This is a genomic window from Janthinobacterium sp. 64 (genome assembly GCF_002813325.1).
Classification (GTDB): domain Bacteria; phylum Pseudomonadota; class Gammaproteobacteria; order Burkholderiales; family Burkholderiaceae_D; genus Janthinobacterium.
Genome location: NZ_PHUG01000001.1, coordinates 1,055,627 through 1,081,285 on the forward strand (window position 1 = coordinate 1,055,627; position 25,659 = coordinate 1,081,285).

The window sequence follows — 25,659 nt, forward strand, 5'->3', positions numbered from 1 at the left end:
GTGGGGAACCTTTAAAAGTGGTGCTGTCGCCACGATAGCGCCCGCCCATGACGGCACGATGACATACGCCACGCCCGTGCGGCAGGTGCAAACGGCTCAGCATTACCAGCGCAGCGCGTGCAAATCCGGCACGCCGCATCCCATGCGCCCTGCGGCGGCAGGTCATTTCAGCTCACCACGTTTCATTTCTGGCCGGAAAGCGTCCATCTGCCCTTGTTTTCAGGGTGGCCAGCCCTTGCCTGTCACGCAACCGTCATATTTGCTGCCTAGAATCCGCCCGGTTCCCTACCCCTAACCGAGCTCTTCATGAAAACCTTGCACACTCCGACTCCCTCCCCGCTGCGCCTGACGGCCCTGGCCCTCGCCATCATGGCCGTCTTCAGCGGTCCAAGCCAAGCACAAGCGCAAGATGCGGATGGCTTGCCGGCCGCCACCGTCGTCGTCAGCGGCCAGCGCGCCAGCCTGCGCAACGCCATCGCCGCGCAAGAGAAAGCCGACAACATCATCAGCGTCATCAGCAGCGACGATATCGGCGGCTTGCCCGATAAAAACGCAGCCGAAGCGCTGGCCCGCTTGCCGGGCGTGTCCGTGCAGCGCGACCAGGGCGAAGGCCGCTACATCACGGTGCGCGGCCTGGGGCCGGACTTGAACGCGGTGACCATCAACGGCGCGCTGGTGCCGTCGCCGGAAGCGGGCCGCCGCGCCGTGGCGCTCGACATCCTGCCGGCCGGCCTGATCCGTACACTGGAAGTCTCGAAAACGTTACTTCCAGAAATGGACGCCAATTCGCTGGGCGCCACCATCGAAGTCAAATCGCTGTCCGCCTTCGACTTGCCGGGCAAGCTGCTGTCGGCCAACGTGGGTGCCAGCCATGATGAAAAGACGGGCAAGACCAGCCCCAGCGGCGGCGCCCTGTGGGCCCAGCGCTTCCTCGATGGCAAGCTGGGCGTGGCAGCCGGCCTGAGCGCGGAAAAGCGCTCGTTCGGCTCCGATGACGTGGAAACGGGCGGCGCCTGGAGCAAGGGGAAATTATCCAGCCTGGAGTTGCGCGACTACCTGCCCGTGCGCAAGCGCGGCGCGCTGGCCGTCAATCTCGATTACCGCCCCGAAGCGGGCAACAGCTGGTTCTTGCGCTCTTTTGTGAGCGAATTTTCCGACAATGAAGTGCGCGACCGCCTGACCATCAGCAATATCGCGGGCGGCAGCCTGGCCGAAGGAGCCACAGCCAGCGCGCGCGCCGAGCGCCGCATCCGCCAGCGCAAGTACACGCAGCAAGTGCGCTCGCTGGTGCTGGGTACGCAACAGAAATCGGGCGACTGGACGCTGGACGTGAAAGGCGGCCTGAGCCGCGCCACCGAGGACACGCCGGAATCCCTGAACGACGGCCGTTTCCGCGGCCTCAGCAACTTTAGCGGCATCAGTTTCAATGGCACCGAGCAACCATTGTTGAGCGGCCCCGCCTCGCTGTACGATCCGGCCAGCTACGCGCTCAACGCCATCACCCTGCAAAAACGCTACTCGAAGGACAATGAACACCATGCACGCATCGACCTGGCGCGCAAGTTCGACATCGCCATCCTGAAGTTCGGCGCGAAAGTCAGCCGCCGCGAAAAGACCAATGACACGGACCAATGGGCGTACAACAGCAGCAAGGCCACGAGCGGCAATTACTGGGGCGCCGGTTCCACGTCAATGAGCAACTTCGTGCAAGGCCACAACCTCGATTACGACCTGGGCAACATCGGCGTGGCGCTGGACCCGGCCCTGATACGCGCCCGTGTCGCGGGCCTCGACCGTACCAAGGCGCGCCTGGCCACGGAATCGATCATCAACGACTACCGCATGCATGAAGACATCAACGCCATGTATGTGCAAAACAGCTACGACTTCGACGCCTGGCACATCCTCGGCGGCGTGCGCGCCGAGCGCACCAGCTTTGAGGCTGCCGGCTCGCAAGTGGACAGCGCCGGCGTCGCCACGCCCTTGACGCGCGAACGTTCGTACACCAACTGGCTGCCGAACCTGCAAGCCCGCTATGACGTCGATCAAAAGACCAGCGTGCGGGCCGCGTGGACGCAAGCCGTCGTGCGCGCCAACTTCAGCCAGCTGGCGCCGGGCATCAGCCTGGCCAGCAACACGGAAGCCGTGATCGGCAACCCGGACTTGAAACCGCTGAAAGCCAACAACCTGGACCTCGGTATCGAGCGGGTGCTGGGCAATGACGGCGTGATGTCGGCCTACGGTTTCTACAAGGACATCAAGAATTTTACCTACACGACGAATCTGGCCGGCACGGGTCAGTGGGCCAATTACACCTCGGCCACCTCGTATGCGAACGGCGACGCGGCCAAAGTCAAAGGCATCGAACTGGCCTACATGCAGCCGCTGCGCATGCTGCCGGCACCGTTCAACAAGTTGCTCGTCGGCGTCAACGGCACCCTGAGCACCTCAAGCGCGCAAATCGGTCGCTACGACAAGGCGAGCAAACAACAGATGAATCGCGACATCCGCCTGCCGGGCCAGTCGAACCAGGTCATGAACTTGATGCTGGGCTATGAAACGGGCCCCGTCAGCGCCCGCCTGGCCCTCAACTACAAGTCGCCGTATCTGCTGGAAATGGGCAACGATATTCTCGATCCAAGCCAGGACCATATCGTCGACAGCCAGAAGCAGCTCGATTTCTCGCTGTCGTACCAGATCAACAAGCAGTTCCAGGTGGTCTTTGAAGCGGCAAACCTGAACAACGAGAAATACTATGTCTACCAGGGCACGAAGCAATACAACGTGCAGAATGAACAATACGGCCGCACTTTCAAAGTGAGCCTGAAAGCCAGCGCCTTCTGATGATGATGTTACCTACCATGAAAAAAACCGTACTCTGCAGCGCCTTGCTGGCTGCTTTTTACCTCGCGGGCACGGTGCAAGCCGCGCCGGCCCAGGCTGTTCCTTCCTTCACACAGGAAGCGGAAGAGCTGGCCCGCCTGCCCGGCGGCGGCTGGTTGACGTTAGACAAACACGGCTTGCGCTTGTTCAACGCGGCCGGCCAGGAACAGGACCGCATCGCCGTGCGCGCCAAGCAGCTCGACACGCGCATCGATGGCGGCAAAGTGCTGGCCGTCTTCCTCGAAGCGGACACGCAGCGCCCGCTGCCCGTGACGGTCGATGTGCCGGCCGGCAAGCTGGTCAAGCTGGCGCCGTTTCCCGTGCCGACGTTTTCCGTGGAAGCATCGTGTTTGTACCGCGACGCGCAGCAGCTCGATCATCTGTTCTTGATCGGCAAGGATGGACAAGCGGAACAGTGGGTGATGCAGGGCGAACAGCGTCAGCTGGTGCGCAAGCTGGCCTTGCCGCCGCACGCGAAACATTGCCGGGTCGACGATGGCGCGCAGCGCCTGCTGGTCAGCGAGGCCAACATGGGCGTGTGGGCGTATGACGCCGAATCCGAAGGCATGGGCAAGCGCGAAGTCGTGGCCCTGCGCAAGCCGTATGGCCAGCTGGATGGCGGCGCTGGCGCGCTGGCCGTGTTGCCCGGTGGCGTGGCCGTGCTCGACGGCAAGGCGGAAAAGCTGCGCCTGTTTGCGCATGAAGCTGGCAAATGGACGGCACAGCCAGCCCAGGCGGTGGCCCTGAACGTGCGCAAAGGCGACAGCCAGCTGGCGCTGGACAAGGAATCGCTCTTACTGCGCGGCAAGAACGGTTGGCAAGCGCGGCCCTTGAAGTGGACAGGCAAGGCGGAAACCCAAGCAGCGGTAGCCTTCATCGCCCCGCAAGCGCAGACGGAACCGATGGCGCGCCAGGGCGACGCGGCCGACGACCCGGCCATCTGGCTGGCCAGCGATCCTGCCAATACGCGCATCCTCGGCACCAACAAGAAGCAAGGACTGCTCGTCTACGACCTGCAAGGTAAGCAAACTCAGCTGCTGGAAGTGGGCCGTTTGAACAACGTCGACGTGCGGCAGAACATCAGCTTTGGCGGCAGCAAGGTCGACCTGGCCGTCGCCACCCAGCGCGACGACAACAGCATGATGCTGTTTACCATCAATGCCAGCGGCGACGTGGCGGAAGCGGGCCGCTTCCCTACCGGACTGAAAAGCATCTACGGCATGTGCCTGTATCAACCGGCCGGGGGCGGCGTGCAAGCATTCATCAACGACAAGGACGGCACTTTCCAGCAATACAGCATCGGCCTGGAAGGCAACAAGTTCAGTGCGACTCTGTTGCGCAGCTTCAAGGTCGCCACGCAACCGGAAGGCTGCGTGGCCGACGACGCCAATGCCAGACTGTTCCTGGGCGAGGAAACGCGCGGCATCTGGACCACCTCGGCCGACGCCGCCAAGCCCGATGCCCTCACCATGGTCTTGCCCGTGGGAGCGCACCTGACGGCCGACGTGGAAGGCATGGCCATCTACCGCCAGCCGGGCGCCAAGGCCAACACCGGCTACCTGATCGTCTCCAGCCAGGGCGACAGCAGTTACGTGGTGCTCGACGCCAAAGCGCCGTACAAAGTGCGCGGCCGCTTCAAGGTGGGCTTTAACTTGCCGGCCGGCATAGACGGCACCTCGGAAACGGATGGCCTCGACGTCACGTCCGCCAACCTGGGCGGCGCGTATGCGCAAGGCATGCTGGTGATCCAGGACGGCTACAAGCGCCTGCCGGACGGCCCGCAGAACTTCAAGTATGTGGCGTGGAGGGATGTGGCGAAGGCCTTGAAGCTGGAGTAAGTCAGCAACAGCTGGGGCCGGCCCCTTCGGGAGCGGCCCCAGCACTATGTGCGCGGCATATCGATATGAAATGGCAGCCGCTTGCCGCATAAGTCCACCATGCCCGACACAAGCAGGCGTCGCGCCGACAATTCAATGATGTTGACGGCCGATACGTCGCCGTACTCCATCATATAGATACCCGACTCGTCCGCCTCGGCATGCGTATCGGGCATCCCGATCGCAAACGCTCCTTCCTGCCCTTGCGGCATGCGCAAGCCGTGCAGGAAAAACGCCGGCGGATACAGCGCCCACGACCATGGCGCATCATCGGGCTCGGTCAAGCGCATGAACACATCATCATCCCCATGGATATCGATGTTCAGTTCCACCATGCCAGTGCCGTCTTCTTCCAGGCGAATGCTTGATTTCGCGATATCCACTTCAAAATTGGTGTCGCCGATACTAAAAACAGTCATTCAATACTACTCCGGGTTAGAGGTAACTATACGGCGCGACAGGCAGCAAGTGCGGCTGCAATCGGTGATTGCAACACTGTAAGCTGAATCTGTCGTGACAGAGATGGTCTGCATCGGCTCAACATCATGATGGCAATGATTAACATCGACAGCTTGTCGGTCATCTTTACACTTGCTCCTCGACTGCCACGGGCAATTTCTGAGCAACCCTTGATTTAACAGCGCTCCCACGGACTGGCATGGTTAATGCGTAGCGAGTCCCATGATGCCAACCCGGGAATTTCCATGCTCAATACACTACACAAATCGTTCGCTGGCGCGCTGGCCGCACTCATACTGCTCGCGCTCGCGCTCGCACACAACGCGCACGCGCTGCCGCTACTCACGCTCACGCCAACACAGACCACCATGCCGGTCTCGGCCGGTGGCAGCGTCCAAATCACCGGCAGCATCATCAACCGGACCAACACGGCGCTGGACGCGACTGACCTGTTCCTGAATTTCGGCAATTTCGATCCAGGCGCGCTGACGCCACAGCAAACGTTGGGACTGGTCCTGTTCAGCATTCCCAGTTTTTCGTTCAGGGACAATGTTGCCCTGTTCACTATCGACGTGGCGGCCAACGCGCTGCCCGGCGCGCATACGCTCGACGTGATGCTGCAGGACCTTAGCGGCAACTTCTCCGACGTCGTCAGCTTCAGCTTCCTGGTCGACCAAGTGGTGGCCGTATCGGAGCCGCCCACGCTGGCCATCATGCTGGCCGGCCTGGCCGGCATGACCGGCATGACCGGCATGATGCTTTGCCGTACTCACTCCAACCATGGGGGCAATCATGGCTAGCAAGCCACAGATCGTCACGGGCAACGCCACGGTCATCAACACCGGCGAAGACGTCATCGTCTCGGTCACTGTGACCAACATCGGCAGCGAGACCGCCAGCAAGGTATTCCTGACCGGCGCCACATTGGGTGCGGCACCGCGTATCAGTCCGCAGAATTTTCCAGTGTACATCGGTAGCCTGACGAACGAAGGAAGCGGCAGCATAGGCGCCAGATTCAGCCACATTGGGCTAACGCCCGGCCAGCAATATCTGCTGACCCTGCGCGGCACCTACGAGGCCGGCGGCACGCTGGGCTTCGTCGTCAATCGCTATGTGATGATTCCGCAGCCGGCGCCGTATGCCTCGCCGCGTCTGCGCTCGCATGTGAACGTACTGCTGAGTAACGCCACGTGGACCTACACCATCTTCAACGACGAGCCGCTGGGCAGCTCCTTGTACATCGCCGCCTTCCACCTCGACATCGTGGCACCCACCACCGTCACCGGCACGCCAAACGGCTGGCAGTCCGAGTCCGACCTGATGACCTATGTGGGCTGGATTTCCGGTGATGCCCATATCGCGCCCCAGCAAGCGCTTGGCGGTTTCGAGATCCAAAGTCCGACCGGGCGCTCCGAGTCCACCTCCTACAGCCTGATCTCCTGGGACCATGCGGCCAACAATGCCGGACCGGTGGGGCTGGACACGGTACTGTCGCCATCCAGAGCACGTTAGGTGAACCACATGAAAACCTCAGACCATACAATACTCGATGACATCGCACGCACGCTCGCTGGCGTCACCTCGCGCCGCGCCGCACTGAAAATGGTCGTGTTCGGCCTGGGCGGCATGACCCTGGCCCGGTTCGGTATCGGCAACGCTTGGGCGGCGCGCAATTGCCTGTGCAATAACCGCGTGTACGACTCCGCCCTTGCCTGCTGCACGCCCAACGGCGTGGTGCAAAAGCACCCCATTGCCAATCTGGCGCACTGCCCTTCCCGCACCGCCAACCTGACGCATACCTGCACCGCCAATGGTTGCGGCGCGGCCGGATCGTGGGTGCCGCCGCCGCAAAGTTACTTCGGCGTCAGCTTCGTTCCCGCTTGTAATACTCACGATTGTTGCTATGACAAGTGCAACGAGAACAAGACAGCGTGCGATACCAGCTTCCTTAGCGCGCTTAACGCTATTTGCACCGCCGCCTTTCCCGGCACGGGCAGCATACAGAACATCAAGCGCGGCGGTTGTCTGTCCCAGGCGCAGACCTATTACACCGCGGTGTCCTCGTATGGCCAAAACGCGTATGACGACGCCCAGAGGCTCTCGTGCGACTGCTGCCCGCCTGAGGCTTGCCGCACCTGCGCCGGCGGCAGTTGCGGCGCCTTCCCGGCATGCGTCGGTGGCGGCGACTGCGTGTGCTTTACGACGCCGAATGGCTCGGGCGTCTGCGTGCACGGCAATACTCCTTGTGCCGGTTTGCCCACCTGCAGCTCCAACGACGATTGCCCACCGGGATACGGTTGCGCCGGCTCAAATTGTTGCGGCGGTACCGCACTGTGCGGGCCACTGTGCTCCGACCTGACGAACTCATCGACCATCTCGCCGTTTGGTGGCGCTCGACGTTACGATGGACCTACCCTGGGAGGAAAGAGATAATGGACGCATTTATATTGCCATGCACCGTCTTACGCCTGCTGTTAGCCGGCGTCTTGCTGATGGCCGCTGCCGGCAAGCTGCTGCACCGGCAAGCGTACGCTCAAACGCTGGCGGAATTCGGTATTCCCACTGCGTTGCGGCCGCAGCTGGCGTGGCTGATGCCGATGTGCGAACTGGCGATCGCCTTCATGCTGACGCTGGCGATGTCCACGTGGTGGAGCGCCATCGCCGGCGCCGCACTGCTGGCGCTCTACAACGCCGTGCTGGCGTACAAGCTGCTGCAGGGCCAGCGGCCCAGTTGCAACTGCTTCGGTCAGCAGGACGCCACGCCGATCGGCCCCACTACGCTGCTCAGGAACGGGGTACTGCTGTCGATGGCGGGCGCATTGATTTACGCTGGTCCGGCATACGCGCATGCGCCTTTATGGCCGCATCTGGCCGAGATATTGCTCACGGCGCCGACGCTGTCGCTATGCGTCGCCGTGATGGCGCTGCAATGGTGGCTGCTACAGCATGCGCTGCGCCAGAACGGGCGCCTGATCTTGCGCATGGATACGCTGGAGCTGCGACTCGACGCCGCCAACATTGAGCCACTGCATGCGGTCGAGATGCGGCCGCGCGGACTGGCAATCGGCAGCATGGCGCCGGACTTCGCGCTGCCGGAAATGGGCACCGGCGAATCGATTACGCTGGCGCAGCTCAGGTCTGCCGGCCTGCCGGTGCTGCTGGTATTTTCCGACATCGCCTGCGGCCCTTGTGCCGAACTGGCGCCGCGCATTGAGCGTTGGCATCGGCAATACCAGGGTTGCATCAGCATCGCCGTCATCCTGCGCGTCGATGCCGGACAGCTGCACCGTCCACATACGGCCGGCTCCTGCACCACGCTGCTGCAAGAGGACCGCAAGGTATCCGAGCGCTACGACGCGCTGGTGACTCCGAGCGCTGTTCTCGTGTCCGCCGAGGGAACGATCGCATCGCATCTGGCGCTGGGATCAAAAGACATATACGATCTACTGGAGTCAACCGCACCGCAGATCGATGAAAACCGGAATATCGCCGCTTAAATCCCCACGACAGGCAAGCCGGCTACTGCTGACGGTTGGCATTTGCCTGCACCTGATCACCGCATTATTTCTGGCCAACGGTGGCGGCGTCGTCTTTCGGGCGGCGCTTTGCGCCTGGTCGCTGGCGCCCTACCTATTGCTGGCACTTGCGCAACAGCGCAGCAAGACTTGCGGCGCTCTGCTAGCCGGCGCCTTGCTGATGCTGCTGCTGGACGCGCACACCTTCTGGTCGGTATTCGTGGCCCCGCAAAGCTCCACTGCCGCATTGGCTCTGCTAATGGCGCCGTTGTTCAACCTGTTCTGCATAGCGCCGTTATCGATTGCAGCCAACGTGTGGCTGGGCCGCAGGCGATAATTGTTACCGATGTTAAGAATCAAAATGCTAAAGGCCGTTCGATCAGCAAGGGCTCTTTCTGTCCATGCGCAAGCAATGCTACAACTGTAGCGTATTTTGCAACATGGTCTCCAGAAAAGAAGCCGCGATCCACCCGCCATGTCAGCAAACGCACAGTGAAATCTCCGCAGCTTACCAATCTGCCAGCGACTGCCAGCCTCAGGCGTATTAAAATACCGCCCCATGACCTCCCCCGCCTCGACCTCCCCTCTCCCCGACAGCATTTTGCTCCCTTCGCTGGCCGTATTGGGAGGGCAGATTTCCGTCAACCTGGGGGCGGCGATTGCGAAAAACCTGTTTCCTGTCATTGGCGTGGAGGGGATTACGGCGTACCGGGTGGGGTTTTCAGCCTTGATTTTGCTGGCCATCTTCCGGCCATGGCGTTTCCGGCTGACGCGCAAGGATGTGCTGAACTTGCTGGTCTACGGTTCCGTGCTGGGATTGATGAACTTGCTGATTTACCGGGCGTTTGCGTTGATACCGATCGGCATTGCCGTCGCCATCGAGGTGACGGGGCCGCTGGCCGTGGCCATGCTGTCATCGCGCCGGCCGCGCGATTTGCTGGCCGTGGCATGCGCCGTGTTCGGCCTGTATTTATTGCTGCCACTGCAGGGCAGCCCGGGCAGCCTGGACCCTGTCGGCGTGGCCTATGCGCTGGGGGCGGCACTGTGCTGGGCGCTGTACATCATCTTCGGCAAGCGTGCCTCGACCTTGCAGGGCGGGCAAGCCGTGGCTTGGGGCATGACGGTGGCGGCCATGGTGACGGTGCCCATCGGCATCACCTATTCGGGCACGGCCCTGCTGGCGCCGTCGATTGCCTTGATGGGCCTGGCCATTGCCATGCTGTCCAGCGCCCTGCCGTACTCGCTGGAAATCTTTGCCCTGCGCCGTTTGCCCCAAGGCGTGTTCGGCATGTTCAGCAGCGCTGCGCCCGCCGTCAGCGCACTGGCCGCCATGGCCGTGCTGGGAGAACTGCTGAGTCTGACGCAGTGGCTGGCCATCGCCTGCATCGTGTTCGCCTCGGCCATGGCGGCGTTGGGCGCCCAGGGCGGCAAGCGCTAGAGCGGCATTCCCCCCTCCTGCACCGCTGTCTGCGCCGCTTCCTCGTATCCAAGTCCGTGCTGGCGAGCAGGTTTTGACGTGCGCCTGTAAAATGCGTCATCGCTTGCCACACATTGCCACACATTGCCACACATCGCATGCCCGCCTCACCGATGACATCCACCTTTCGCTCGCTCTTCTCTCTTGCCTCCGCAGGTCTGCTGCTGACGCAGGCCGCCATCACGCAGGCCGCCACCGCTCCCGCCAACCTCACGGGCAATGCCGAAGCGGGCAAGATGGCGTTTCGCAAGTGCGCCTCCTGCCATCAGGTAGGGCCATCGGCGCGCGGCGGCTTCGGTCCCAAGCTGACAGGCGTGATCGGCCGCAGAGCCGGTGCTACCACCGACTATAAATACTCGGCGGCCATGAAAAACGCGAACATCGTCTGGACCGAGCAAAACCTGACCGGCTTCCTGAAAGCGCCCAGCGACTTCATTCCCGGCAATAACATGCGTTTCTGGGGCATTGGCAATGCGCAGCAAGTAGCTGACCTGCTGGCCTACCTGCGCACGCAATAACGCCGTCCCATTTGCACAGGCAATGGAGCCATGACGCCAGATCAAGCTTCCAGCGCTTGCAACACCCCTTTGCGCTTTTTGTGCGCGGCCTCGTAGGCACGCAGCCGCTTGCGCTGGGCCTCAGACAGGCCATCCAACTTGTCGCGGATCTGCGCCACCGTCAACTGCGGGTAACCGGCGATGGGCAAGTCCTGCTGTGACGCATCGGCGCCAGCACCGCCAGCTTTCTTTCGCTGCTGCGCCTCGCTCGTTTCACCGGACTGAGCCCTTTGCTTGTTCACGATGCGCGCCGCGACTTCTTGCTCGCGGCCCGGATAGCGTCCTTCCTGCTTGAAGTCCTTTTCCAGCTTCCTGAATTCGCGCTCGCGCTTGGGATTGGCACCGACAGGCATACGCCCCCCTAGGGCTTGGCTGGCAGCTTGCGCACGCACAGGTAAATGGAATACACCGCCGCCAGCCCCACCAGCACATATACGCCGCGCGAAGCCGTCGTCATGGCGCCGAGGATGCGGGCCACGATGTCGATGTCGAACAAGCCCACCAGCGCCCAGTTCAAGCCGCCCACGATCAGCAGGATCATGGAGATCCAGTCGACCACGTTCAGACGCTTTGCCGTCATTTCCTCGTTTGCCGCACCGTCCGATCCTGCCTGAATATTCGCCATCTCAGCCTCCTGTAAGAAGATACGACCCGCCGCCGGGTCTGTGCAGAAATCAGTGTAGGCGCGGCACCGCCATGCGCCAGTCGGACGATACCGGGGTTCGAGGTAGGACGAGTCTGGAATGAGGAGGGTGATTTTATCTGGCAATCATTTCGACAATCGTTGCCCACTGTTGCTAAACAAGCAGTGACAAATTCCAATATGGAAATATTTATAGATTACTTAGTATTGCACTGCTACACTCATTTCACCCCCGGCAACGTCAGGGGCAACAGCGCCGCACCGACCCGCTCGCATGGGCTGCGGTCACCATGGGACAACAGCTGAGGGGACATGAATATTTCAAACATACGCATCGGTGTACGCCTGACAACGGGTTTTTTGCTGGCATCGCTATTGCTGGCCGTGGTCGTCGGCATCAGCACGTGGCAGCTGGCCACGGTGAGCGGGGAAATCGACGGCAGCGTGAACCAGCGCTATGCGCGCATCGAGCAATTGCAGGCCACGCGCAAGCGCACGCAGGAACAACCCGCCCTGCGCGACATCGACCAGCAGATCGCCACGCAATCGGCGCAGATGCGCACGGCAGCCGAGGCCGCCATGGCCCGCGCGCACGATACCAGCGTGCTGATCATCGTGCTGGGCCTGATCGGCGGCTTGCTGAGCCTGGTTACGGCCTGGTTCATCAGCAGCGGCATCGTGCGGCCCCTGCGGCACGCCGTCAAGGTGGCGCGCAAGGTGGCCGGCGGCGACCTGAGCGGCAATATCCGCGTCGAATCCGGCGATGAGGTGGGCCAGTTGCTGCAAGCGCTGAAAGACATGAATGCCAGCTTGATCACTATCGTGGGCGACGTGCGCGGCGGCACGCAGGACATCGCGGGCGCCTCGGGCGAAATTGCCGCCGGCAACCTGGACCTGTCGCAGCGCACGCAGGCGCAAGCCAGTTCGCTGGAGCAGACGGCCGCCTCGATGGTAGAGCTGACTGGCACCGTCAAGCAAAATGCGGACAATGCGCGGCAAGCCAACCAGCTGGCCCAGTCAGCCGCCGACGTGGCCGGCAAAGGGGGCAAGGTGGTGGCTGAAGTAGTCGACACCATGAGTTCGATCAATGCTTCATCGAAAAAGATCGTCGATATCATCGGCGTCATCGACGCGATCGCCTTCCAGACGAATATCCTGGCCCTGAATGCGGCCGTGGAAGCGGCACGCGCAGGCGAACAGGGACGCGGCTTTGCCGTCGTGGCCGCCGAAGTGCGCACCCTGGCCCAGCGTTCGGCCGGCGCGGCGCGGGAAATCAAGCAGCTGATCGGCGACTCCGTCGAGCGGGTCGACGCGGGCGCGCGCCTGGTCGATACGGCGGGCGCCACCATGCGCGACATCGTGGCCAGCGTGCATCGCGTGACGGACATCATGGGCGAAATCAGCATGGCCAGCGGCGAACAATTGTCCGGCATCGAGCAAGTCAATGCCGCCATCGTGCAGATGGAGCATGTGACGCAACAGAACGCCGCGCTGGTGGAACAGGCGTCAACGGCGGCGGCCAGCATGCAGCAGCGCGCCCAGCAACTATCGGGCACGGTGGGCATCTTCAAGCTGAGCCGTGACCAGCTTCCCACCCAGGCGGCGCACGGCATCAGCCTGGTGGCCGTTCAGGCTACCCAAGCGGTTACCGCGTCTGCAAACCGGCCTGCCGCAAGCGTTAGAGCGCGGCTGAAAGCCTGAGTTCCCCGCCTGCGTTCCCCACTATAGTTGCTTGTACATGATGGTGGTGGCGTCCAGCCGGTCGCTGGCAGGCGCCAGCGCATAGGCGGGGATGCTGCCCGCCACCACGTAGCCGAGCGACAAATACAGCGCTTGCGCATGGTCGCCGCTGCGCGTGTCCAGGGTCAGCAGACTGCGCGGCAAGCGGCGCGCCGGTTCTTCCAGCGCCTGCATCAACTGGCGGGCGAGGCCGAGGCGGCGGTAAGCGGGCGCGACCAGCAGCTTGCGCACTTCGGCCCGGTGCGCCTGGTTGGGATTGGTATCCCAGTCCAGCTGCACGGCGCCAGCCACCCGACCATCGACTTCGGCCACCAGCAGCAGGCGCACGCCGCGCGTGACGGCCGGCAACACGTTATCCGTCCAGAACGCCTGGCTGGCCGCCACGTCGAAGGGAAGAATAAAACCGATGCTGGCACCGTCGTGCACGCAGGCGTGCAGCAGCGCGCCCAGTTCCGGCAAGCTGGCGAGAATATCGGTGGGCGAAAAATGGCGTAGCGATGCGGGCATGGTGGCCTCAGACAAGAAAGAGAAAGTAGCGGGCGCCGCTGTCTGGCGGCGTCGCAAATGCGCTGACGCCCTGCAACTGGTAGCGCAGGCAATCGCCAGGCATTAAATCGTGCGAGCGGCCGTCGACGGTCACGTTCAGCTTGCCTTCCTGCAGCAACAGGTGGTGTTCCATACCGGGCCGGGGCGTCGCCGCGTAGGTGATCGTCACGCCCGCGCCCAGCTCGCATTCGAGCGCTTCGCCGGCCAGGGCGCGCGACGGGGGCGAGACGCAGCGGCGGATAAAACCGCTGTCCGGGTCCGTCCACACGGTTTGCTCAGCCCGCCGCAGCAGCGGTGGAAAATCGTCTTCCACCATGCGCAGCAGGCGCGACATGGCCAGGCCATACGCGGCGCACAGCTTGCCCAGCACGTTTGTCGTCGGGCTGACTTCGCCATTTTCCAGGCGCGACAGGGTGGCGCGGCTGACCTGGCTGAAAGTGGCCAGCTGGTCCAGCGACCAGCCCCGCTCCACGCGCAACTGTTTCAGGCGCGCCGCCAGGCGCTGTTCCGTATCGTTCTCTATGAGTGCAGCATTTTCCATATAAGAGAATTTATCCCATATATGGAAAAACATCAAGCCAGGCGCGAGGCGTGGCGGCACAGCTCCAAGAATCCCGTCAAACGGGGCGAGAGGATCTTCCTGGACTGGCGAATCAGATAAAAGTTGCGCTCCAAGGGCGGCAGCATGGTGTCCAGTTCCACCAGTTGTCCGCTGGCCAGCAGATCGGCCACCACCACGCGCGACAGGCAGGCGATGCCGAGACCGGCCGCCGCGCCATATTTGATGGCTTCCGAGTTACTGAATTCGCCTGCGGCGCGCAGATAGTGCAGATACGGCACCAGCGCCTGCTCCACGGCTTCGCGCGTGCCCGAGCCCGCTTCGCGCAGCAGCCAGCCCGCCTGGTTCAGCTCCGCAAAGCTGAGCAGATGATGCAGCTGCGCCAGCGGATGCGTGGGCGCGGCCACGATCAGCATCTGGTCCGTCAGCCACGGCTCCACGAGCAAGCCCGCTTCATGGCACGGCCCTTCGATCAGGCCGATATCGACACGGAACTCCGCCACGGCGGCGGCGATGTCGGCCGTGTTGGCAATCGTCACTTGCGGGATGCTGCGCCCGTACTGCTGCGCCGCCTGGGCCAGGATCTGCGGCAGCAGATAAATGCCTATCGTCGTGCTGGCGCCGATCTGCAGGCTGACGGGCACGGACGGGTCGGCGCCCGCGAACTGGCGTTCGATGCTGGCGGCCCCGTCGCGCATCTGCCGCGCCTGCGGCAGCAGCAGGCGGCCATTGTCGTTGAGCAGCAATCGCTTGCCCACCCTGTCGAAAAGTTGTGCGCCCAGCAAGGTTTCCAGCTCGTTCAGGGCCGCGCTCGTGGCCGATTGCGACAACGCAATCAACTCGCCAGCCGCGCTGGTGCTGCCCGTGTCCGCCACGGCGAGGAAAATCTGCAACTGCCGCAAGGTCAACGCCATCTCGCATACTCACTTAATAGGTTAAAGATACAAAAACAATCCGTTTTACCATTTAATCGGCGAACTGTACAGTCATGCCATACGAACCAAGAACCATGGAGTACGGCATGTCTTCCTTATCCACAACAACTACAACAAGTGTCAGCGACCGCTATGGCCGCCTTCTGCCGGGCCTGCTGCTGAGCGGCGCCATCGCCTGGGGCGCCATCGCGCTGGGCAAGCTGGAATGGATGCAAAGCCACGGCATGAGCGCCCTGACCCTGGCCATCATGCTGGGCATTGTGCTGGGCAACAGCGTGTATGGCCGCCTGGCGCCCGCCTGCGGCGCGGGCGTGGCCTTTTCCAAGCAGACTTTATTACGACTCGGCATCATCCTGTACGGCTTCCGTTTGACCTTCCAGGATATCGGGCAAGTGGGCCTGGCCGGCATCGCCATCGACGCGCTGGTGCTGGCGTCCACGTTTGGCCTGGCCATGTTCCTCGGCACCACAGTGTTCAAGCTGGAACGCAACTGCGCCATCCTGATCGGCGCGGGCAGCTCGATCTGCGGCGCGGCGGCCGTGATGGCGACGGAACCCGTCGTCAAGGGGCGCAGCGAAGACGTCACCGTGGCCGTCTCCACCGTTGTTGTGTTCGGCACCATCGCCATCTTTTTGTATCCCGTGCTGTACCAGCTGAATCAAGGCTGGCAGGTGCTGGGCGCCACGCCCACGGCGTTCGGCGTGTACATCGGCTCGACCGTGCATGAAGTGGCGCAAGTGGTGGCAGCCGGCAAGTCCATCGGGCAGGAAGCGGCGAATGCGGCCGTGATCGCCAAGATGGTGCGCGTGATGATGCTGGCGCCGTTTCTCGTCATCCTGTCGGCGGTGCTGGCACGCGGCAAGGCCAAAGCTGGCAGCCACGACAAGGCCGCCAAGCTGGCCATTCCCTGGTTCGCCTTCATTTTTATCGGCGTGGTCGCCTTCAATTCGCTGGGCTTGCTGCCAGCGGGCACCGTCGCCACCATTACCGAACTCGATACGGTCCTGCTGGCCATGGCCATGGCGGCCCTGGGCTTGACGACGCATATGTCGGCCATCCGCCGCGCCGGCATCAAGCCCCTGCTGCTGGCCGGCTTGCTGTTCTGCTGGCTGATCGCCGGTGGCGCCGCCATCAACCACGTGGTCGCCAGCCTGTTTGCCTGAAGCTGAGCCTGGTTCAGGCCGGGGCCGCTGACGCAGGAGCCGAAAACTTCGTACAATAGATGTGTTTTGACTCTCAATCCGGCTTCGGCCCCACCCAGGAACATCCATGCATCTCTCGAACTGGCTGCTTTTCTGCAGCGTCGCCCTGCTCGTCACGTTTTCTCCCGGCCCGGCCGTCTTGCTGGCCATCTCGAATGCTATCGCCGTCGGCCCGCGCCGCGCGATGATCAGCAGCATGGGCAATGGTTTTGGCTTGTTCATCATTTCCGGCGTGGCCATGGCCGGCATGGGCGTCGTGCTGGCCACCTCGGCCACGGCCTTCATGCTGCTGAAGCTGGCTGGCGCTCTGTACCTCGTGTATCTGGGCATCAAGCAATGGCGCAGCAAGACCAGCGTCGTGGCCGATGCCCCCGTGGTGGCCGGCGCGGCGAATCCCAATTCGTTCTGGAAACTGTTCCGCCAGGGCTTGACGGTGGCGCTGACCAATCCGAAAGCTATTTTGTTCTTCTCGGCACTGTTCCCGCAATTCATCACGCCGGGCGAACCGGTGGCCATCCAGTTCACCGTGCTGACGACCTCGTTTGTGGCCTGCGCCATGCTGGCCCACTTGTTCTACGCCAACCTGGCGCGCCTGCTGAAAACCCAGCTGGCCACGCCGGGCCGCGCCAAGCTGTTCAACCGCATCACGGGCGGCGCCTTCGTGCTGCTGGGCCTGAGCCTGCTGCGCTTGCGCGCCAAGGCGGCGTAACTAGTCCTTTTCCGTCAAAAACGCCTCGATGCTGGCCGCCAGGGCCAGCGGCGTTTCATTCATCGGATAGTGTCCCGCATTGCCCAGTACTTCCAGCCGGGCTTGCGGGTACCTCGCCAGATAGGTGCGGCGCATCAAGTCCGCATCGAAACGGGGATCGTGTTCGCCCACCAGCGCCAGCAACGGTAGTGCCACGCGCGCGGCCTTGATTTCCTCACTAAAATCCGTCCCGCTCCAGGCGAGGAAATAAGCGGCAAACGCGGCCGTATCCGCACTTTCCCACGAGTACTGCGCCTTCCAGTCCAGCCAGGTGGCAGGCAAGCGCCCTCCCGTGCTGCGGTTGATGATGGCGCGCCGCGCTTGCTTATTGCCGCTGGCATCGAGAAACAGTTGCCGCGCCGCCGCGTCAAAGTCCACGCCGCAACTGGGCACGGGCGCCACGGCCACCAGTTTGCGCAGGCGCAAGGGCGCCAGCAAGGCCAGCCGTTCCAGCGCCATGCCACCCATCGAGTGGCCCACCACGCTGAAGGTGGCCAAGCCCAGCGCATCTGCCAGCGCCAGCGCGTCGCGGGCGACCTCTTCCATCGAATACTGTCCCGCCGCGCCGCGCATGCCGCCATAGCCGCGATTGTCCATGAAGACATAGCTGAAAGCGTCGCCGTCGAGGGCCGCTTCCATCGGCGCAAACGCGTGCGCGTCGCCAAACCAGCCGTGCAGGACGATGACGGCGTGGGGCCCATGGCCTATGCGATGATAGCTATTGTGCATGTTCACTCCCGAAAAAGAGTGCATGGTAAGCGGTCTTTAAACGGCCTGCCTTCGATAGCAGGTCAAATACTGTAGAGTGTGGGCCATGGATGATTTTTATACGGAAGTGCCGCGCCCCTTGATCGCCACGGCGCGCGACTATGCGGCTGATGCCGTCTTTCCCAGCCACAGCCATGCGCGCGGGCAATTCGCCTATGCGGCGCGCGGCGTCATCAGCGTGCACACGCCGCAAGGCAACTGGCTGGTGCCGCCGCAACGGGCTTGCTGGGTACCGGCAGGACTCGTCCACGGCATGCACATGCATGGTGGCGTGAGCATGCACAATGTCTTCATTGACGAGGCAACGATCGCCAGGATGGACTTGCCATCCGAATGCCAGGTGATCGATGCCTCGCCCCTGCTGCGCCAGTTGCTGGCCGAGGCAGTAATGGTCGACGCCCTGTATGCGGAAGCGTCGCGCGCCGGACGATTGATGGCCTTGCTGCTCGATGAAATCGCCGCCATGGCGCCCCTGCCCCTGAGTGCGCCCCTGCCGCAGGAACCGCGGCTGGCACGGCTGTGCATGGACATGCTGCAGCAACCGAGCCTGGACAGCAAGCTCGATGCGATGGCGGCGCAAGCAGGCATGAGCCGGCGCACCTTTACGCGCCAGTTTCGCGCCCAGACGGGCCTGGCCTTTGCCCAATGGCGCCAGCAAGCATGTTTGCTGGCCGCCATCACGCGGCTGGCCGAGGGGCACGCCGTCACCCGGGTCGCGCTCGACCTCGGCTATGCCAGCCCCAGCGCCTTCACGGCCGCCTTCCGCCGCGTGCTGGGCCAGGCGCCCAGCGAGTATCTAGCCTAGGAAATCATGGCGGCGATGCGCTGGCCCAGCGCCTGCGCCAGTTTCTGCACATGGTAGCCATCGACAAAGCCGTGGTGCGCCTGCGCGGAAAACGGCACGCGCATGCGTCCGTCTTTCTGCGCGGGGCCGAACTTGCCCCAGGTAAAGGTCGGGATGTCGGCATCGCGGTGGCGGCAGATCGGGTGCTCGATGGCCGCCAGTTCCAGCCAGGGCAGGCAGGTGATGAAAATATTGTTGCGCTGCTCGCGCTCGCTCTCTCCCTCGCCCGTGTTGATCAGCGCGCAACTCGCTTCGGCGAGGCGCTTCGCTTCCAGGCTGCGCACGATGAATACATCAAGCTGGTCCGTCATGGTGAAACGCGTGTAGTTGAGGTTCTCGTCGCCATTGATGACGGTGTACGAGGCAGGGAAATCGTCGATGCGTATCACTTCGCCCTGGTAGATGCGGTACATGAAATTGTCGATTTCCCTGACCGTATTGAGCAGGCAAAACAGGAAAAAATGAAACACGGGGATGTTCCGCGCCTTGCAGTACGGCCGGAAGTCCGGCACGTCGAGCTGGAAGTTGATGTTGACGAGGGGATTGTCGAACGCGCGGAACAGATCATAGCGGTCGCGCCGCTTTTCAAAATTTTTCATGCGACGAGTGTAGACGATGGTGGTGCTGGCGGGCAAGTCACGCCGTATCGGCTTGCCAGTAACCTGCCAGGGCGGCCAGGGCATCCTGTCCAGGCAGGCTCTCATCCACCTGTACGACAAACGTCAGGAATTGCACGACGGCCTGTCTTTGCGCCGCATTGAAGCCGGCGTACTTCGCGATCGCATACGCGCGCGAATCCTGGTTCCGTTCAGACGGTGAAAGCGCATGTACTGTCATTCCGAGCACATCTGTTTCCCAGCTTGCCCGATGCTGATATGCCACAGCGTAGCGCATGTATGCCGGCAAATAATACAGAAATTCCTCAGCCTCCATATGCGCGAGCAAACCTTCGCCCTCCTCGATTTCAGCATCGGGAATCTCTTGCCAGATCGAATCGACTCGATCCCTGCCGCTTGCAGCCCATTCCCTCTCGCTGATGTCCTCCGACATACCGTATTTATCCGTCAAGAGAAATTGACGCAAAGATGTTTCCGGGCGCTGCGTACCAGCGAACGCGCGTTCAATGCAGGCAATCAGGCTGGCCGCGTCCGCCGCGGCCGTCGATACTTTATCTGAACAACTCATTAAAAATCCTTGGATATCCCCAGAAGCGCCCGGGCCACCTCGGCCACGCCCTCTTCCACCTCACCAGGCGTCGGCATCAGGGCGAAGCGGGTCAATTCCCCGTTCAAGGCATGCTGCGTATCGTGTTTATCGCGCGGCAATGGCAGAGTCATGCGTGGTGTCATATGGCGGCGCCTTGTGCCAGTCCCCGCTGCACCTTCCACGCCAGCGGCAAGGTCAGCAGCAATACGGCCGCCAGCGCCAGCAAGGCCGTGGGCACGCTGGTATGGTCGCCCAATGCGCCGAACAGCACGGGCGACAGCGCCCCGCCGCCGATGGTGCCCGTGTAAAACAGGGCAAACGCGTGCTCGCGCTTGCCGGCCTCGGCCAGTTCCGGCACGGCGCCGTACAGCACGGACGAAGTGCCGTTCAGCGCCAGCCCCAGCAGGGGCAACATGGCCATGACGCCGGCCAGCGGCAGCCACAGGGCCGCAACGATCAGCAGCGAGGTCATCGATTCTGTCAGCCACACGGTCTTCATCATGCCGATGCGCGCCCCCAGGTAGCCGCACAGCAGCTTGCCGAAGGCGCCGCCGACGAACAGCAGAGAGAGCGCCACGCCGATGCCGGCCGTGCCCGCGCCCTTGCTTTTCAGCAGGAATGGCAAAAAGGTGAGAAAACCCATGCGCACGGCGCTGTCCAGGGCGCCCGTCGCCAGCAGCGCTCGGAAGCTTGCTTTGGAGCCTCTGCCAGTGACGGGTTTGACCGCTGTCTTCTGGCTGGCCTGGATGTCTTCCGGTTTCGGCAGCAGCCACCACAGCAAGCCGGCCGCCGCCAGCCCCAGCAAGCCCAGCAGCGAGACGCTGGCTTGCCAGCTGCACACCAGCAGCAGCAAGCCCACCAGCGCGGGGATCAGGGTCTTGCCGATGTCGCCGGCAAAGTTGTAGTGCGACAGCGCTTCCTTCACGCCGCCGCCCGCCTCGTGCGTATCGGTGACGATGGACGAGGCCAGCGGATGCTGCGTGCTGGCACCCAGGCCGCCCAGCAGCAAGGCGAGCAGCAGCATGGCCAGACCGCCCGCCTGCCCCGCGACCAGGTAGGCCACGCCGGCCAGCGCCGTGCCGCCCACCAGCATGCGTTCGCGTCCCCAGCGCCTGGCCATGCGGCTGGCCAGCAGCTGGAAACCGGCCATCATGCCCGAGTACGATCCCCGCAGCAGGCCCACCATGGCGTAACTGATGGCAAACTGCGCCTGCCAGATGGGCAGCAGCACATAGATTACGTCCGTCAAACCGTCATGCACGGCATGCGCGCTGCAGGCGGCGAACAGCGAACGGCGGCGGCGCGATTTGTCGGAAGGATGGGCTTCGGCAGACAAGGCGGCAATGGATGGTTCGGTCATGACTGTACATGCGGGGCATCAGGAGGCGATCAGCTTACTACAAATTGCAAATTGGCATCTTTGCCGTCTCGCCAGCTACTTGCCAGTCCTGACCTGGTCCTCCCACTGTGGGCTTGCGTCACAAATTACGCCGCGCCGACGCCATCGCGTGGTATAACTACGCTGAATTTTCATCAGAAGCGGTGCAACCATGACGTCCTCCAGCGATACATCGGGCCAGACCGGGAAAAAGGCAGGCTGCAGCCAGTGCCGGGACGCCGGGCCGCTCGGCTTCGATTTCACCTTTGCCTATCAACCGATCGTCGAACTGTCCACGCGCTCGATCTTTGGCCACGAAGCGCTGGTGCGCGGCCCCAACGGCGAGTCGGCTTACTCGGTCTTGTCCCAGGTCAATGACGAAAACCGTTATGTGTTCGACCAGGCTTGCCGCGTGCGCGCCATCGAAGGCGCGGCCCGGCTGGGCATCCAGGAATATCTGTCCATTAATTTCTTGCCAAATGCCGTGTACCGTCCCGAAGCGTGCATTCAGGCCACCTTGGCGGCGGCGCGCGAGCACAACTTCCCCATCCGCCGCATCATCTTCGAGGTAACCGAGGGCGAAGAAGTGCGCGACCGGCCTCACCTCGTCAACATTTTTCATGAGTATCGCCGCTTCGGCTTCCAGACGGCCATCGACGACTTCGGCGCCGGCTACGCGGGACTGACCCTGCTGGCGGAATATCAGCCGCACATCATCAAGATCGACATGGAACTGGTGCGCGGCATTGAGGCCAGCGCGCCCAGGCAGGCGATCGTCAGGGGCATCGTCGCCATTTGCAAGGAACTCAACATTCAAGTCCTGGCCGAGGGCATCGAAACGGCCGCCGAACGCGATTGCCTGAGGACGATGGGCATCGACTTGATGCAAGGCTATCTATTTTGCAAGCCGGCATTGATGGCTATCGGCGTGATCGACCCGGCAGCGTGGTGACAGGCGGCAGTCACCACGCCCCGAGCTGTTCCAGCCTTACTTGCCCATCGCATCCTTCTTCATCTCGTCCTTTTTCATTTCATCCTTCTTCATGCCGTCTTTCGCCATGGCATCTTTTGCCATGCCATCCTTGGCCATGTGATCCTTTTTCATGTGTTTCTTGGCCATCGGCTTGTGCATGCCGTCCTTGTCCATCGCATCCTTGTGCATGGCGTCGGCCGTGGCAGGCTTGGCCATCGCGTCTTTCTGCATGGCATCCTGGGCGAAGGCTGCGCCCGACATGAGGATGGCGGAAGCGAGGACGGCGGTGAAGGTGGTGATCGTGGTTTTCATGATAAGTCCTTGTCTCTGGGTTAAATGGGCAAGTGCCCGGTGTGAAAGCGACTGCGGTGCTACAGGTGTTGCCAAAAGTGATCAAGATCCGCCGAACCAGTTGTAGCCCTGATTCTCCCAATACCCTCCCGGATACGCATTCGTGACGAAAATGGCCTGGATGTGCTTGGGATTCTTGTAGCCCAGCTTGGTCGGCATGCGCAGTTTCATCGGGTAGCCGTATTTCGGCGGCAATTCCTGGCCGTCATACGTCAAGGCCATGATGGTTTGCGGATGCAGGGCGGTGGCCATGTCGATGCTCGTAAAATAATCGTCGGCGCACTGGAAGCCGACGTATTTCGCCGTCGTGTCGGCGCCCACCCGCTTGAGGAAATGGGAAAACGGCACGCCGCCCCACTTGCCGATGGCGCTCCAGCCTTCCACGCAGATATGGCGCGTGACCTGCGTTTCCTGCGGCAGGGCGCGCAGCTGCGGCAAGGTCCACGACTTTTTGTCGGCGATCAAGCCGCTCAAGTCCAGGCGCCAGGCGTCGCCATCGACCTCTTCCACTTCATCCTCGCCGTAATAGGCATTGAACGGAAACGGCCGCGTGATCATCGAGTCGGGATAGGTGGGCGCCAGCTTATTCGGGTCGAACAGCCAGCCCTGCACCTTGTCGTTGAAGCGCGACACCGCCGTCAGTGCCGCGTCGATGCTGGAGGCGTCGTTGACATTGCATCCCGTCAGCAACGACAGGCCGCCCAAGGTCAGGCTGCGCTGCAGGAACAGGCGTCGCGACGGTTGTTTAATCTGGCGCAAGGCGTCGGCCAGCATGGCTTGGCCCTCTTCTTGCCCGAGGATGGCTTTTATCATGATCATCTCCTTAGCGGCCGCGCAGCATGGCGACCAGGGTGCGCGGCACCAGCGCCACCATCAGCAGGTGCACGCCGACAAAGCCCGTCAGCAGCGCCATGGCGATGAAGTGGACCCTGCGCGCGCTCTCGTAGCCGCCCAGCAACTCGCGCAGCAGAGGGAATTGCACGGATTTCCACAGTACCAGGCCGGACAGCACCAGCCCGATGCAGTCGAGCATGACGAACAGATAGGCGGCGCGCTGCACCATGTTGTAGCGGCGCGGGTCCGCATGGGCCAGCCTGCCCTTCAGCGCGGCGGCGAAATCGGCCAGCAGCAGGCGCGGCGACAGGGGAAAGAACTGGCGCCGCAGCCGTCCCGATACGATGTTAATCAGCAGATACAGCAAGCCATTCGCCATGAGCAACCACATGGCGGCGAAATGCCATTGCAGGGCGCCGCCGAGCCAGCCGCCCAGGGTCAGCGCGCGCGGCAATTCAAAGGGGAAGAATGGCGCCGCGTTGTAGATGCGCCAGCCGCTGGTGGCCAGCACGACCACGGCCACGGCATTGAGCCAGTGCGTGAGGCGCAGCCAGGCGGGATGGATCACGCTTGCTGGTCCGTTCATCACAGTACTCCCTTCGCGCACGATGCCGTGCTGACGGCTTGCAGGATGGTGCTGCTGTCGGCCCGCTGCACGATCAGGCTGGCCGCCATCTGCGCCATGGCCGGGGCTACCATCGCCACGCTCAGGACGGGTAAAAGCAGTGTTGCAAGGCGGTGCTTGATGTCCATGGTCTTTACCCGGTATATTGAAAAGAAGCGTGCTTGCCTGTCAATTCGCCGCACCCTGTGGATTGGTTACAGCCGCCGGCAAATAATTCGATATTTATTTTTTTCAACGCCTGTCACCAAAGGCCTGCATGCAACGAATACCGGTAAGCGAACACCTGCATGGCACGGAATTGCGGCTGCACGGCTTGATGCTGCGCGGGCTCGACGGCGATGCGGCGGCGTATCGCAGTTTCTTGCAGGCAAGCAGCAGCCATTTGCGCGCGTTTTTCCGGCGCCGCCTGCAGCGCTGGCCGGACGAGGTGGAAGATCTGGTGCAGGAATGCCTGCTGGCCATCCACAACCAGCGCCTGACGTATGACACGGGCGTGCCGCTGACGTCGTGGATCCATGCGATCGCGCGCTACAAATTGATCGACTGGCTGCGCCGGCATGGGCGGCGCGAGGCGCAGCACCAGCCGTATGACGAAGAAGATAGCGCGCAGGAACTGTTTTCCAGCGCCGATGCCGAGGCGGCCGAAGCCAGCCGCGACCTGGGCAAGCTGCTGGCCACCTTGCCGGCGCAGCAGCGCGACGCCATCGTGCATACCAAGCTCGACGGCTGGTCCGTGCGCGACACGGCGGCCTCCATGGGCATTTCGGAAGCCAGCGTCAAGGTGGCAGTGCATCGCGGCTTGAAGGCGCTGGCGGTCAATTTAAGGAGTGAAGGAAGCGCACCATGAAAACCGATGACTTGATCACCATGCTGGCCAGCGGCCCCGACGTGGCCGCCGCGCCGCCGCCCGGCACGCACTGGCGCGCCGCAGGCACCGTGGGCGCCGGCCTGCTGGCCAGCGTGGCCCTGATGGCCATGCTGCTGGGCGTGCGCCCCAACCTGGATCAGCTGGCCCTGCTGCCCGACTTCTGGATCAAGGTGGGCTTTGTCGCCTGCCTCTGCCTGGCAGCCTGGCAGGTCAGCCGCCGCCTGTGCATGCCAGGCGCCAGCACACGCGCCCTGCCCCTGCTGATCGCCATGCCCCTGCTGCTGATGTGGGCGCTGGGTGCCATCATTCTGCAGGAAGCGCCGCCCGAACAGCGGGCCGAACTGTTCTGGGGCGCCACCTGGCGCAGCTGCCCCTTGCTGATCGCCACCCTCTCCTTGCCCATCCTGGCCGCCGTGCTGCGCCTGATGCGCCAGCTGGCGCCCACGCGCCTGCGTCTGGCCGGCGCGGCCGCCGGGTTTGCCGCCGGCGCCCTGGCGGCGCTCGTGTATTGCCTGCATTGCCCCGAGCTGGCGGCCAGCTTCGTCGGCTTCTGGTACGTGCTGGGCATGCTGGTGCCGACCGCCATCGGCGCGGCCCTTGGTCCCAAAGTGCTGGCCTGGTAAGCCCATGGCCTCCTGATCGAAGGCGGCTCTGGCTGGCCGCCTTCGAGG

Annotated in this window: 31 protein-coding genes; 16 read left to right on the top strand and 15 right to left on the bottom strand. The window is 62.9% G+C overall.

Annotated elements, in window-relative coordinates:
- The first annotated feature begins 306 nt into the window (after positions 1–306).
- Both CLU91_RS04670 and CLU91_RS04675 read left to right on the top strand, forming a co-directional pair.
- Positions 307–2,844, top strand: a complete 2,538-nt coding sequence (locus CLU91_RS04670; RefSeq protein WP_100873205.1) for a TonB-dependent receptor — start codon at positions 307–309, stop codon at positions 2,842–2,844.
- 17 nt (positions 2,845–2,861) lie between these two features.
- On the top strand, positions 2,862–4,721 hold the full coding sequence (locus CLU91_RS04675) for a phytase (RefSeq protein WP_100873206.1): 1,860 nt from the start codon (positions 2,862–2,864) through the stop codon (positions 4,719–4,721).
- A gap of 44 nt (positions 4,722–4,765) precedes the next feature.
- Here CLU91_RS04675 and CLU91_RS04680 read toward each other — a convergent pair whose 3' ends face one another.
- Positions 4,766–5,143, bottom strand: coding sequence for a hypothetical protein (locus CLU91_RS04680; RefSeq protein ID WP_157814595.1), 378 nt, complete (start codon positions 5,141–5,143; stop codon positions 4,766–4,768).
- 321 nt (positions 5,144–5,464) lie between these two features.
- On the opposite strand from CLU91_RS04680, the gene CLU91_RS04685 reads away from it, so the two are divergent.
- The 7 genes from CLU91_RS04685 (at position 5,465) to CLU91_RS04715 (ending at position 10,729) form a co-directional block, all read left to right on the top strand.
- Positions 5,465–6,019: a hypothetical protein gene (locus CLU91_RS04685; protein ID WP_100873208.1), complete on the top strand. Its 555-nt coding sequence runs from the start codon at positions 5,465–5,467 to the stop codon at positions 6,017–6,019.
- Positions 6,012–6,731, top strand: coding sequence for a hypothetical protein (locus CLU91_RS04690; protein ID WP_100873209.1), 720 nt, complete (start codon positions 6,012–6,014; stop codon positions 6,729–6,731). Before CLU91_RS04685 ends, CLU91_RS04690 begins: the two co-directional genes overlap by 8 nt.
- Before the next feature lie 9 nt (positions 6,732–6,740).
- Positions 6,741–7,652: a hypothetical protein gene (locus CLU91_RS04695; RefSeq protein WP_157814596.1), complete on the top strand. Its 912-nt coding sequence runs from the start codon at positions 6,741–6,743 to the stop codon at positions 7,650–7,652.
- Entirely contained in the window at positions 7,652–8,716 is a 1,065-nt protein-coding gene (locus CLU91_RS04700) for a peroxiredoxin family protein (protein WP_198521244.1), read from the top strand. The genes CLU91_RS04695 and CLU91_RS04700 overlap by 1 nt, the downstream gene beginning before the upstream one ends.
- Entirely contained in the window at positions 8,691–9,071 is a 381-nt protein-coding gene (locus CLU91_RS04705; RefSeq protein WP_100873212.1) for a hypothetical protein, read from the top strand. Before CLU91_RS04700 ends, CLU91_RS04705 begins: the two co-directional genes overlap by 26 nt.
- 222 nt (positions 9,072–9,293) lie before the next feature.
- Positions 9,294–10,172, top strand: a complete 879-nt coding sequence (locus CLU91_RS04710; protein ID WP_198521245.1) for an EamA family transporter — start codon at positions 9,294–9,296, stop codon at positions 10,170–10,172.
- Positions 10,173–10,324: 152 nt separating this feature from the next.
- Positions 10,325–10,729: a c-type cytochrome gene (locus CLU91_RS04715; RefSeq protein ID WP_100873213.1), complete on the top strand. Its 405-nt coding sequence runs from the start codon at positions 10,325–10,327 to the stop codon at positions 10,727–10,729.
- 41 nt (positions 10,730–10,770) lie between these two features.
- Here CLU91_RS04715 and CLU91_RS04720 read toward each other — a convergent pair whose 3' ends face one another.
- Positions 10,771–11,121 (bottom strand): hypothetical protein, encoded by a 351-nt coding sequence (locus CLU91_RS04720; RefSeq protein WP_100873214.1) that lies wholly within the window; start codon positions 11,119–11,121, stop codon positions 10,771–10,773.
- Positions 11,122–11,129: 8 nt separating this feature from the next.
- Positions 11,130–11,393: a DUF378 domain-containing protein gene (locus CLU91_RS04725; RefSeq protein WP_198521246.1), complete on the bottom strand. Its 264-nt coding sequence runs from the start codon at positions 11,391–11,393 to the stop codon at positions 11,130–11,132.
- Between the two features lie 330 nt (positions 11,394–11,723).
- On the opposite strand from CLU91_RS04725, the gene CLU91_RS04730 reads away from it, so the two are divergent.
- Positions 11,724–13,112, top strand: coding sequence for a methyl-accepting chemotaxis protein (locus tag CLU91_RS04730; RefSeq protein ID WP_100873216.1), 1,389 nt, complete (start codon positions 11,724–11,726; stop codon positions 13,110–13,112).
- Positions 13,113–13,133: 21 nt separating this feature from the next.
- Here the strand turns inward: CLU91_RS04730 and CLU91_RS04735 are convergent, their stop codons facing one another.
- The 3 genes from CLU91_RS04735 to CLU91_RS04745 are packed head-to-tail and all read right to left on the bottom strand — an operon-like array spanning position 13,134 to position 15,170.
- Positions 13,134–13,658 carry a GNAT family N-acetyltransferase gene (locus tag CLU91_RS04735; RefSeq protein WP_100873217.1) on the bottom strand — a complete coding sequence of 175 codons (525 nt, stop codon included), beginning with the start codon at positions 13,656–13,658 and terminating at the stop codon, positions 13,134–13,136.
- 7 nt (positions 13,659–13,665) lie between these two features.
- Positions 13,666–14,238: a helix-turn-helix domain-containing protein gene (locus CLU91_RS04740; protein ID WP_100876580.1), complete on the bottom strand. Its 573-nt coding sequence runs from the start codon at positions 14,236–14,238 to the stop codon at positions 13,666–13,668.
- 32 nt (positions 14,239–14,270) lie between these two features.
- Positions 14,271–15,170, bottom strand: a complete 900-nt coding sequence (locus tag CLU91_RS04745) for a LysR family transcriptional regulator (RefSeq protein ID WP_100873218.1) — start codon at positions 15,168–15,170, stop codon at positions 14,271–14,273.
- A gap of 107 nt (positions 15,171–15,277) precedes the next feature.
- Between CLU91_RS04745 and CLU91_RS04750 the strand changes: the two genes are divergently transcribed.
- Both CLU91_RS04750 and CLU91_RS04755 read left to right on the top strand, forming a co-directional pair.
- Positions 15,278–16,354, top strand: a complete 1,077-nt coding sequence (locus CLU91_RS04750) for a YeiH family protein (RefSeq protein WP_232730627.1) — start codon at positions 15,278–15,280, stop codon at positions 16,352–16,354.
- Positions 16,355–16,460: 106 nt separating this feature from the next.
- Entirely contained in the window at positions 16,461–17,102 is a 642-nt protein-coding gene (locus tag CLU91_RS04755) for a LysE family translocator (protein ID WP_100873220.1), read from the top strand.
- On the opposite strand, the gene CLU91_RS04760 is transcribed toward CLU91_RS04755, so the two are convergent.
- Positions 17,103–17,870 (bottom strand): alpha/beta fold hydrolase, encoded by a 768-nt coding sequence (locus CLU91_RS04760; RefSeq protein ID WP_100873221.1) that lies wholly within the window; start codon positions 17,868–17,870, stop codon positions 17,103–17,105. It lies immediately after the preceding gene.
- An 85-nt stretch (positions 17,871–17,955) separates the two neighbouring features.
- Between CLU91_RS04760 and CLU91_RS04765 the strand changes: the two genes are divergently transcribed.
- Entirely contained in the window at positions 17,956–18,714 is a 759-nt protein-coding gene (locus CLU91_RS04765; RefSeq protein WP_100873222.1) for an AraC family transcriptional regulator, read from the top strand.
- On the opposite strand, the gene CLU91_RS04770 is transcribed toward CLU91_RS04765, so the two are convergent.
- From CLU91_RS04770 to CLU91_RS04780, 4 genes are read right to left on the bottom strand one after another with little or no spacing between them, the layout of a single operon-like run.
- Positions 18,711–19,352, bottom strand: coding sequence for a CatA-like O-acetyltransferase (locus CLU91_RS04770; RefSeq protein ID WP_100876581.1), 642 nt, complete (start codon positions 19,350–19,352; stop codon positions 18,711–18,713). The two genes, CLU91_RS04765 and CLU91_RS04770, sit on opposite strands and share 4 nt — an antisense overlap.
- A gap of 37 nt (positions 19,353–19,389) precedes the next feature.
- Entirely contained in the window at positions 19,390–19,938 is a 549-nt protein-coding gene (locus CLU91_RS04775) for a DUF6714 family protein (protein ID WP_100873223.1), read from the bottom strand.
- On the bottom strand, positions 19,938–20,102 hold the full coding sequence (locus CLU91_RS27765; RefSeq protein ID WP_157814597.1) for a hypothetical protein: 165 nt from the start codon (positions 20,100–20,102) through the stop codon (positions 19,938–19,940). Before CLU91_RS27765 ends, CLU91_RS04775 begins: the two co-directional genes overlap by 1 nt.
- Positions 20,099–21,319: an MFS transporter gene (locus CLU91_RS04780; RefSeq protein ID WP_100873224.1), complete on the bottom strand. Its 1,221-nt coding sequence runs from the start codon at positions 21,317–21,319 to the stop codon at positions 20,099–20,101. Before CLU91_RS04780 ends, CLU91_RS27765 begins: the two co-directional genes overlap by 4 nt.
- A 190-nt stretch (positions 21,320–21,509) precedes the next feature.
- On the opposite strand from CLU91_RS04780, the gene CLU91_RS04785 reads away from it, so the two are divergent.
- A complete protein-coding gene (locus tag CLU91_RS04785) occupies positions 21,510–22,289 on the top strand; it encodes an EAL domain-containing protein (protein ID WP_100873225.1) in 780 nt (259 codons plus the stop codon).
- A gap of 36 nt (positions 22,290–22,325) precedes the next feature.
- On the opposite strand, the gene CLU91_RS04790 is transcribed toward CLU91_RS04785, so the two are convergent.
- The 4 genes from CLU91_RS04790 to CLU91_RS27770 all read right to left on the bottom strand — a co-directional run bounded on the left by CLU91_RS04790 (position 22,326) and on the right by CLU91_RS27770 (position 24,248).
- Entirely contained in the window at positions 22,326–22,622 is a 297-nt protein-coding gene (locus CLU91_RS04790) for a pentapeptide MXKDX repeat protein (RefSeq protein ID WP_198521247.1), read from the bottom strand.
- 81 nt (positions 22,623–22,703) lie between these two features.
- Positions 22,704–23,480, bottom strand: a complete 777-nt coding sequence (locus CLU91_RS04795) for a molybdopterin-dependent oxidoreductase (RefSeq protein ID WP_100873226.1) — start codon at positions 23,478–23,480, stop codon at positions 22,704–22,706.
- A gap of 4 nt (positions 23,481–23,484) precedes the next feature.
- On the bottom strand, positions 23,485–24,081 hold the full coding sequence (locus CLU91_RS04800; RefSeq protein ID WP_100873227.1) for a cytochrome b/b6 domain-containing protein: 597 nt from the start codon (positions 24,079–24,081) through the stop codon (positions 23,485–23,487).
- Entirely contained in the window at positions 24,081–24,248 is a 168-nt protein-coding gene (locus CLU91_RS27770) for a hypothetical protein (protein ID WP_157814598.1), read from the bottom strand. The genes CLU91_RS04800 and CLU91_RS27770 overlap by 1 nt, the downstream gene beginning before the upstream one ends.
- Positions 24,249–24,376: 128 nt before the next feature.
- On the opposite strand from CLU91_RS27770, the gene CLU91_RS04805 reads away from it, so the two are divergent.
- A complete protein-coding gene (locus tag CLU91_RS04805; RefSeq protein ID WP_100873228.1) occupies positions 24,377–24,967 on the top strand; it encodes a sigma-70 family RNA polymerase sigma factor in 591 nt (196 codons plus the stop codon).
- On the top strand, positions 24,964–25,611 hold the full coding sequence (locus tag CLU91_RS04810; protein ID WP_100873229.1) for an NrsF family protein: 648 nt from the start codon (positions 24,964–24,966) through the stop codon (positions 25,609–25,611). The genes CLU91_RS04805 and CLU91_RS04810 overlap by 4 nt, the downstream gene beginning before the upstream one ends.
- Positions 25,612–25,659 lie beyond the last annotated feature (48 nt).

Excerpts from the sequence above, each read along its gene's own strand:
- CLU91_RS04685 (WP_100873208.1), top strand. The coding sequence starts at position 5,465 with ATGCTCAATACACTACACAAATCGTTCGCTGGCGCGCTGGCCGCACTC.
- CLU91_RS04705 (WP_100873212.1), top strand. The coding sequence starts at position 8,691 with ATGAAAACCGGAATATCGCCGCTTAAATCCCCACGACAGGCAAGCCGG.
- CLU91_RS04800 (WP_100873227.1), bottom strand. The coding sequence starts at position 24,081 with ATGAACGGACCAGCAAGCGTGATCCATCCCGCCTGGCTGCGCCTCACG.
- CLU91_RS04745 (WP_100873218.1), bottom strand. The coding sequence starts at position 15,170 with ATGGCGTTGACCTTGCGGCAGTTGCAGATTTTCCTCGCCGTGGCGGAC.
- CLU91_RS04715 (WP_100873213.1), top strand. The coding sequence starts at position 10,325 with ATGACATCCACCTTTCGCTCGCTCTTCTCTCTTGCCTCCGCAGGTCTG.
- CLU91_RS04765 (WP_100873222.1), top strand. The coding sequence starts at position 17,956 with ATGGATGATTTTTATACGGAAGTGCCGCGCCCCTTGATCGCCACGGCG.
- CLU91_RS04790 (WP_198521247.1), bottom strand. The coding sequence starts at position 22,622 with ATGAAAACCACGATCACCACCTTCACCGCCGTCCTCGCTTCCGCCATC.
- CLU91_RS04700 (WP_198521244.1), top strand. The coding sequence starts at position 7,652 with ATGGACGCATTTATATTGCCATGCACCGTCTTACGCCTGCTGTTAGCC.
- CLU91_RS04720 (WP_100873214.1), bottom strand. The coding sequence starts at position 11,121 with ATGCCTGTCGGTGCCAATCCCAAGCGCGAGCGCGAATTCAGGAAGCTG.
- CLU91_RS04810 (WP_100873229.1), top strand. The coding sequence starts at position 24,964 with ATGAAAACCGATGACTTGATCACCATGCTGGCCAGCGGCCCCGACGTG.
- CLU91_RS04710 (WP_198521245.1), top strand. The coding sequence starts at position 9,294 with ATGACCTCCCCCGCCTCGACCTCCCCTCTCCCCGACAGCATTTTGCTC.
- CLU91_RS04690 (WP_100873209.1), top strand. The coding sequence starts at position 6,012 with ATGGCTAGCAAGCCACAGATCGTCACGGGCAACGCCACGGTCATCAAC.
- CLU91_RS04670 (WP_100873205.1), top strand. The coding sequence starts at position 307 with ATGAAAACCTTGCACACTCCGACTCCCTCCCCGCTGCGCCTGACGGCC.
- CLU91_RS04740 (WP_100876580.1), bottom strand. The coding sequence starts at position 14,238 with ATGGAAAATGCTGCACTCATAGAGAACGATACGGAACAGCGCCTGGCG.
- CLU91_RS04770 (WP_100876581.1), bottom strand. The coding sequence starts at position 19,352 with ATGAAAAATTTTGAAAAGCGGCGCGACCGCTATGATCTGTTCCGCGCG.
- CLU91_RS27770 (WP_157814598.1), bottom strand. The coding sequence starts at position 24,248 with ATGGACATCAAGCACCGCCTTGCAACACTGCTTTTACCCGTCCTGAGC.
- CLU91_RS04805 (WP_100873228.1), top strand. The coding sequence starts at position 24,377 with ATGCAACGAATACCGGTAAGCGAACACCTGCATGGCACGGAATTGCGG.
- CLU91_RS04780 (WP_100873224.1), bottom strand. The coding sequence starts at position 21,319 with ATGACCGAACCATCCATTGCCGCCTTGTCTGCCGAAGCCCATCCTTCC.
- CLU91_RS04795 (WP_100873226.1), bottom strand. The coding sequence starts at position 23,480 with ATGATCATGATAAAAGCCATCCTCGGGCAAGAAGAGGGCCAAGCCATG.
- CLU91_RS04730 (WP_100873216.1), top strand. The coding sequence starts at position 11,724 with ATGAATATTTCAAACATACGCATCGGTGTACGCCTGACAACGGGTTTT.
- CLU91_RS04785 (WP_100873225.1), top strand. The coding sequence starts at position 21,510 with ATGACGTCCTCCAGCGATACATCGGGCCAGACCGGGAAAAAGGCAGGC.
- CLU91_RS04725 (WP_198521246.1), bottom strand. The coding sequence starts at position 11,393 with ATGGCGAATATTCAGGCAGGATCGGACGGTGCGGCAAACGAGGAAATG.
- CLU91_RS04675 (WP_100873206.1), top strand. The coding sequence starts at position 2,862 with ATGAAAAAAACCGTACTCTGCAGCGCCTTGCTGGCTGCTTTTTACCTC.
- CLU91_RS04750 (WP_232730627.1), top strand. The coding sequence starts at position 15,278 with ATGTCTTCCTTATCCACAACAACTACAACAAGTGTCAGCGACCGCTAT.
- CLU91_RS04760 (WP_100873221.1), bottom strand. The coding sequence starts at position 17,870 with ATGCACAATAGCTATCATCGCATAGGCCATGGGCCCCACGCCGTCATC.
- CLU91_RS27765 (WP_157814597.1), bottom strand. The coding sequence starts at position 20,102 with ATGACACCACGCATGACTCTGCCATTGCCGCGCGATAAACACGATACG.
- CLU91_RS04775 (WP_100873223.1), bottom strand. The coding sequence starts at position 19,938 with ATGAGTTGTTCAGATAAAGTATCGACGGCCGCGGCGGACGCGGCCAGC.
- CLU91_RS04735 (WP_100873217.1), bottom strand. The coding sequence starts at position 13,658 with ATGCCCGCATCGCTACGCCATTTTTCGCCCACCGATATTCTCGCCAGC.
- CLU91_RS04755 (WP_100873220.1), top strand. The coding sequence starts at position 16,461 with ATGCATCTCTCGAACTGGCTGCTTTTCTGCAGCGTCGCCCTGCTCGTC.
- CLU91_RS04695 (WP_157814596.1), top strand. The coding sequence starts at position 6,741 with ATGAAAACCTCAGACCATACAATACTCGATGACATCGCACGCACGCTC.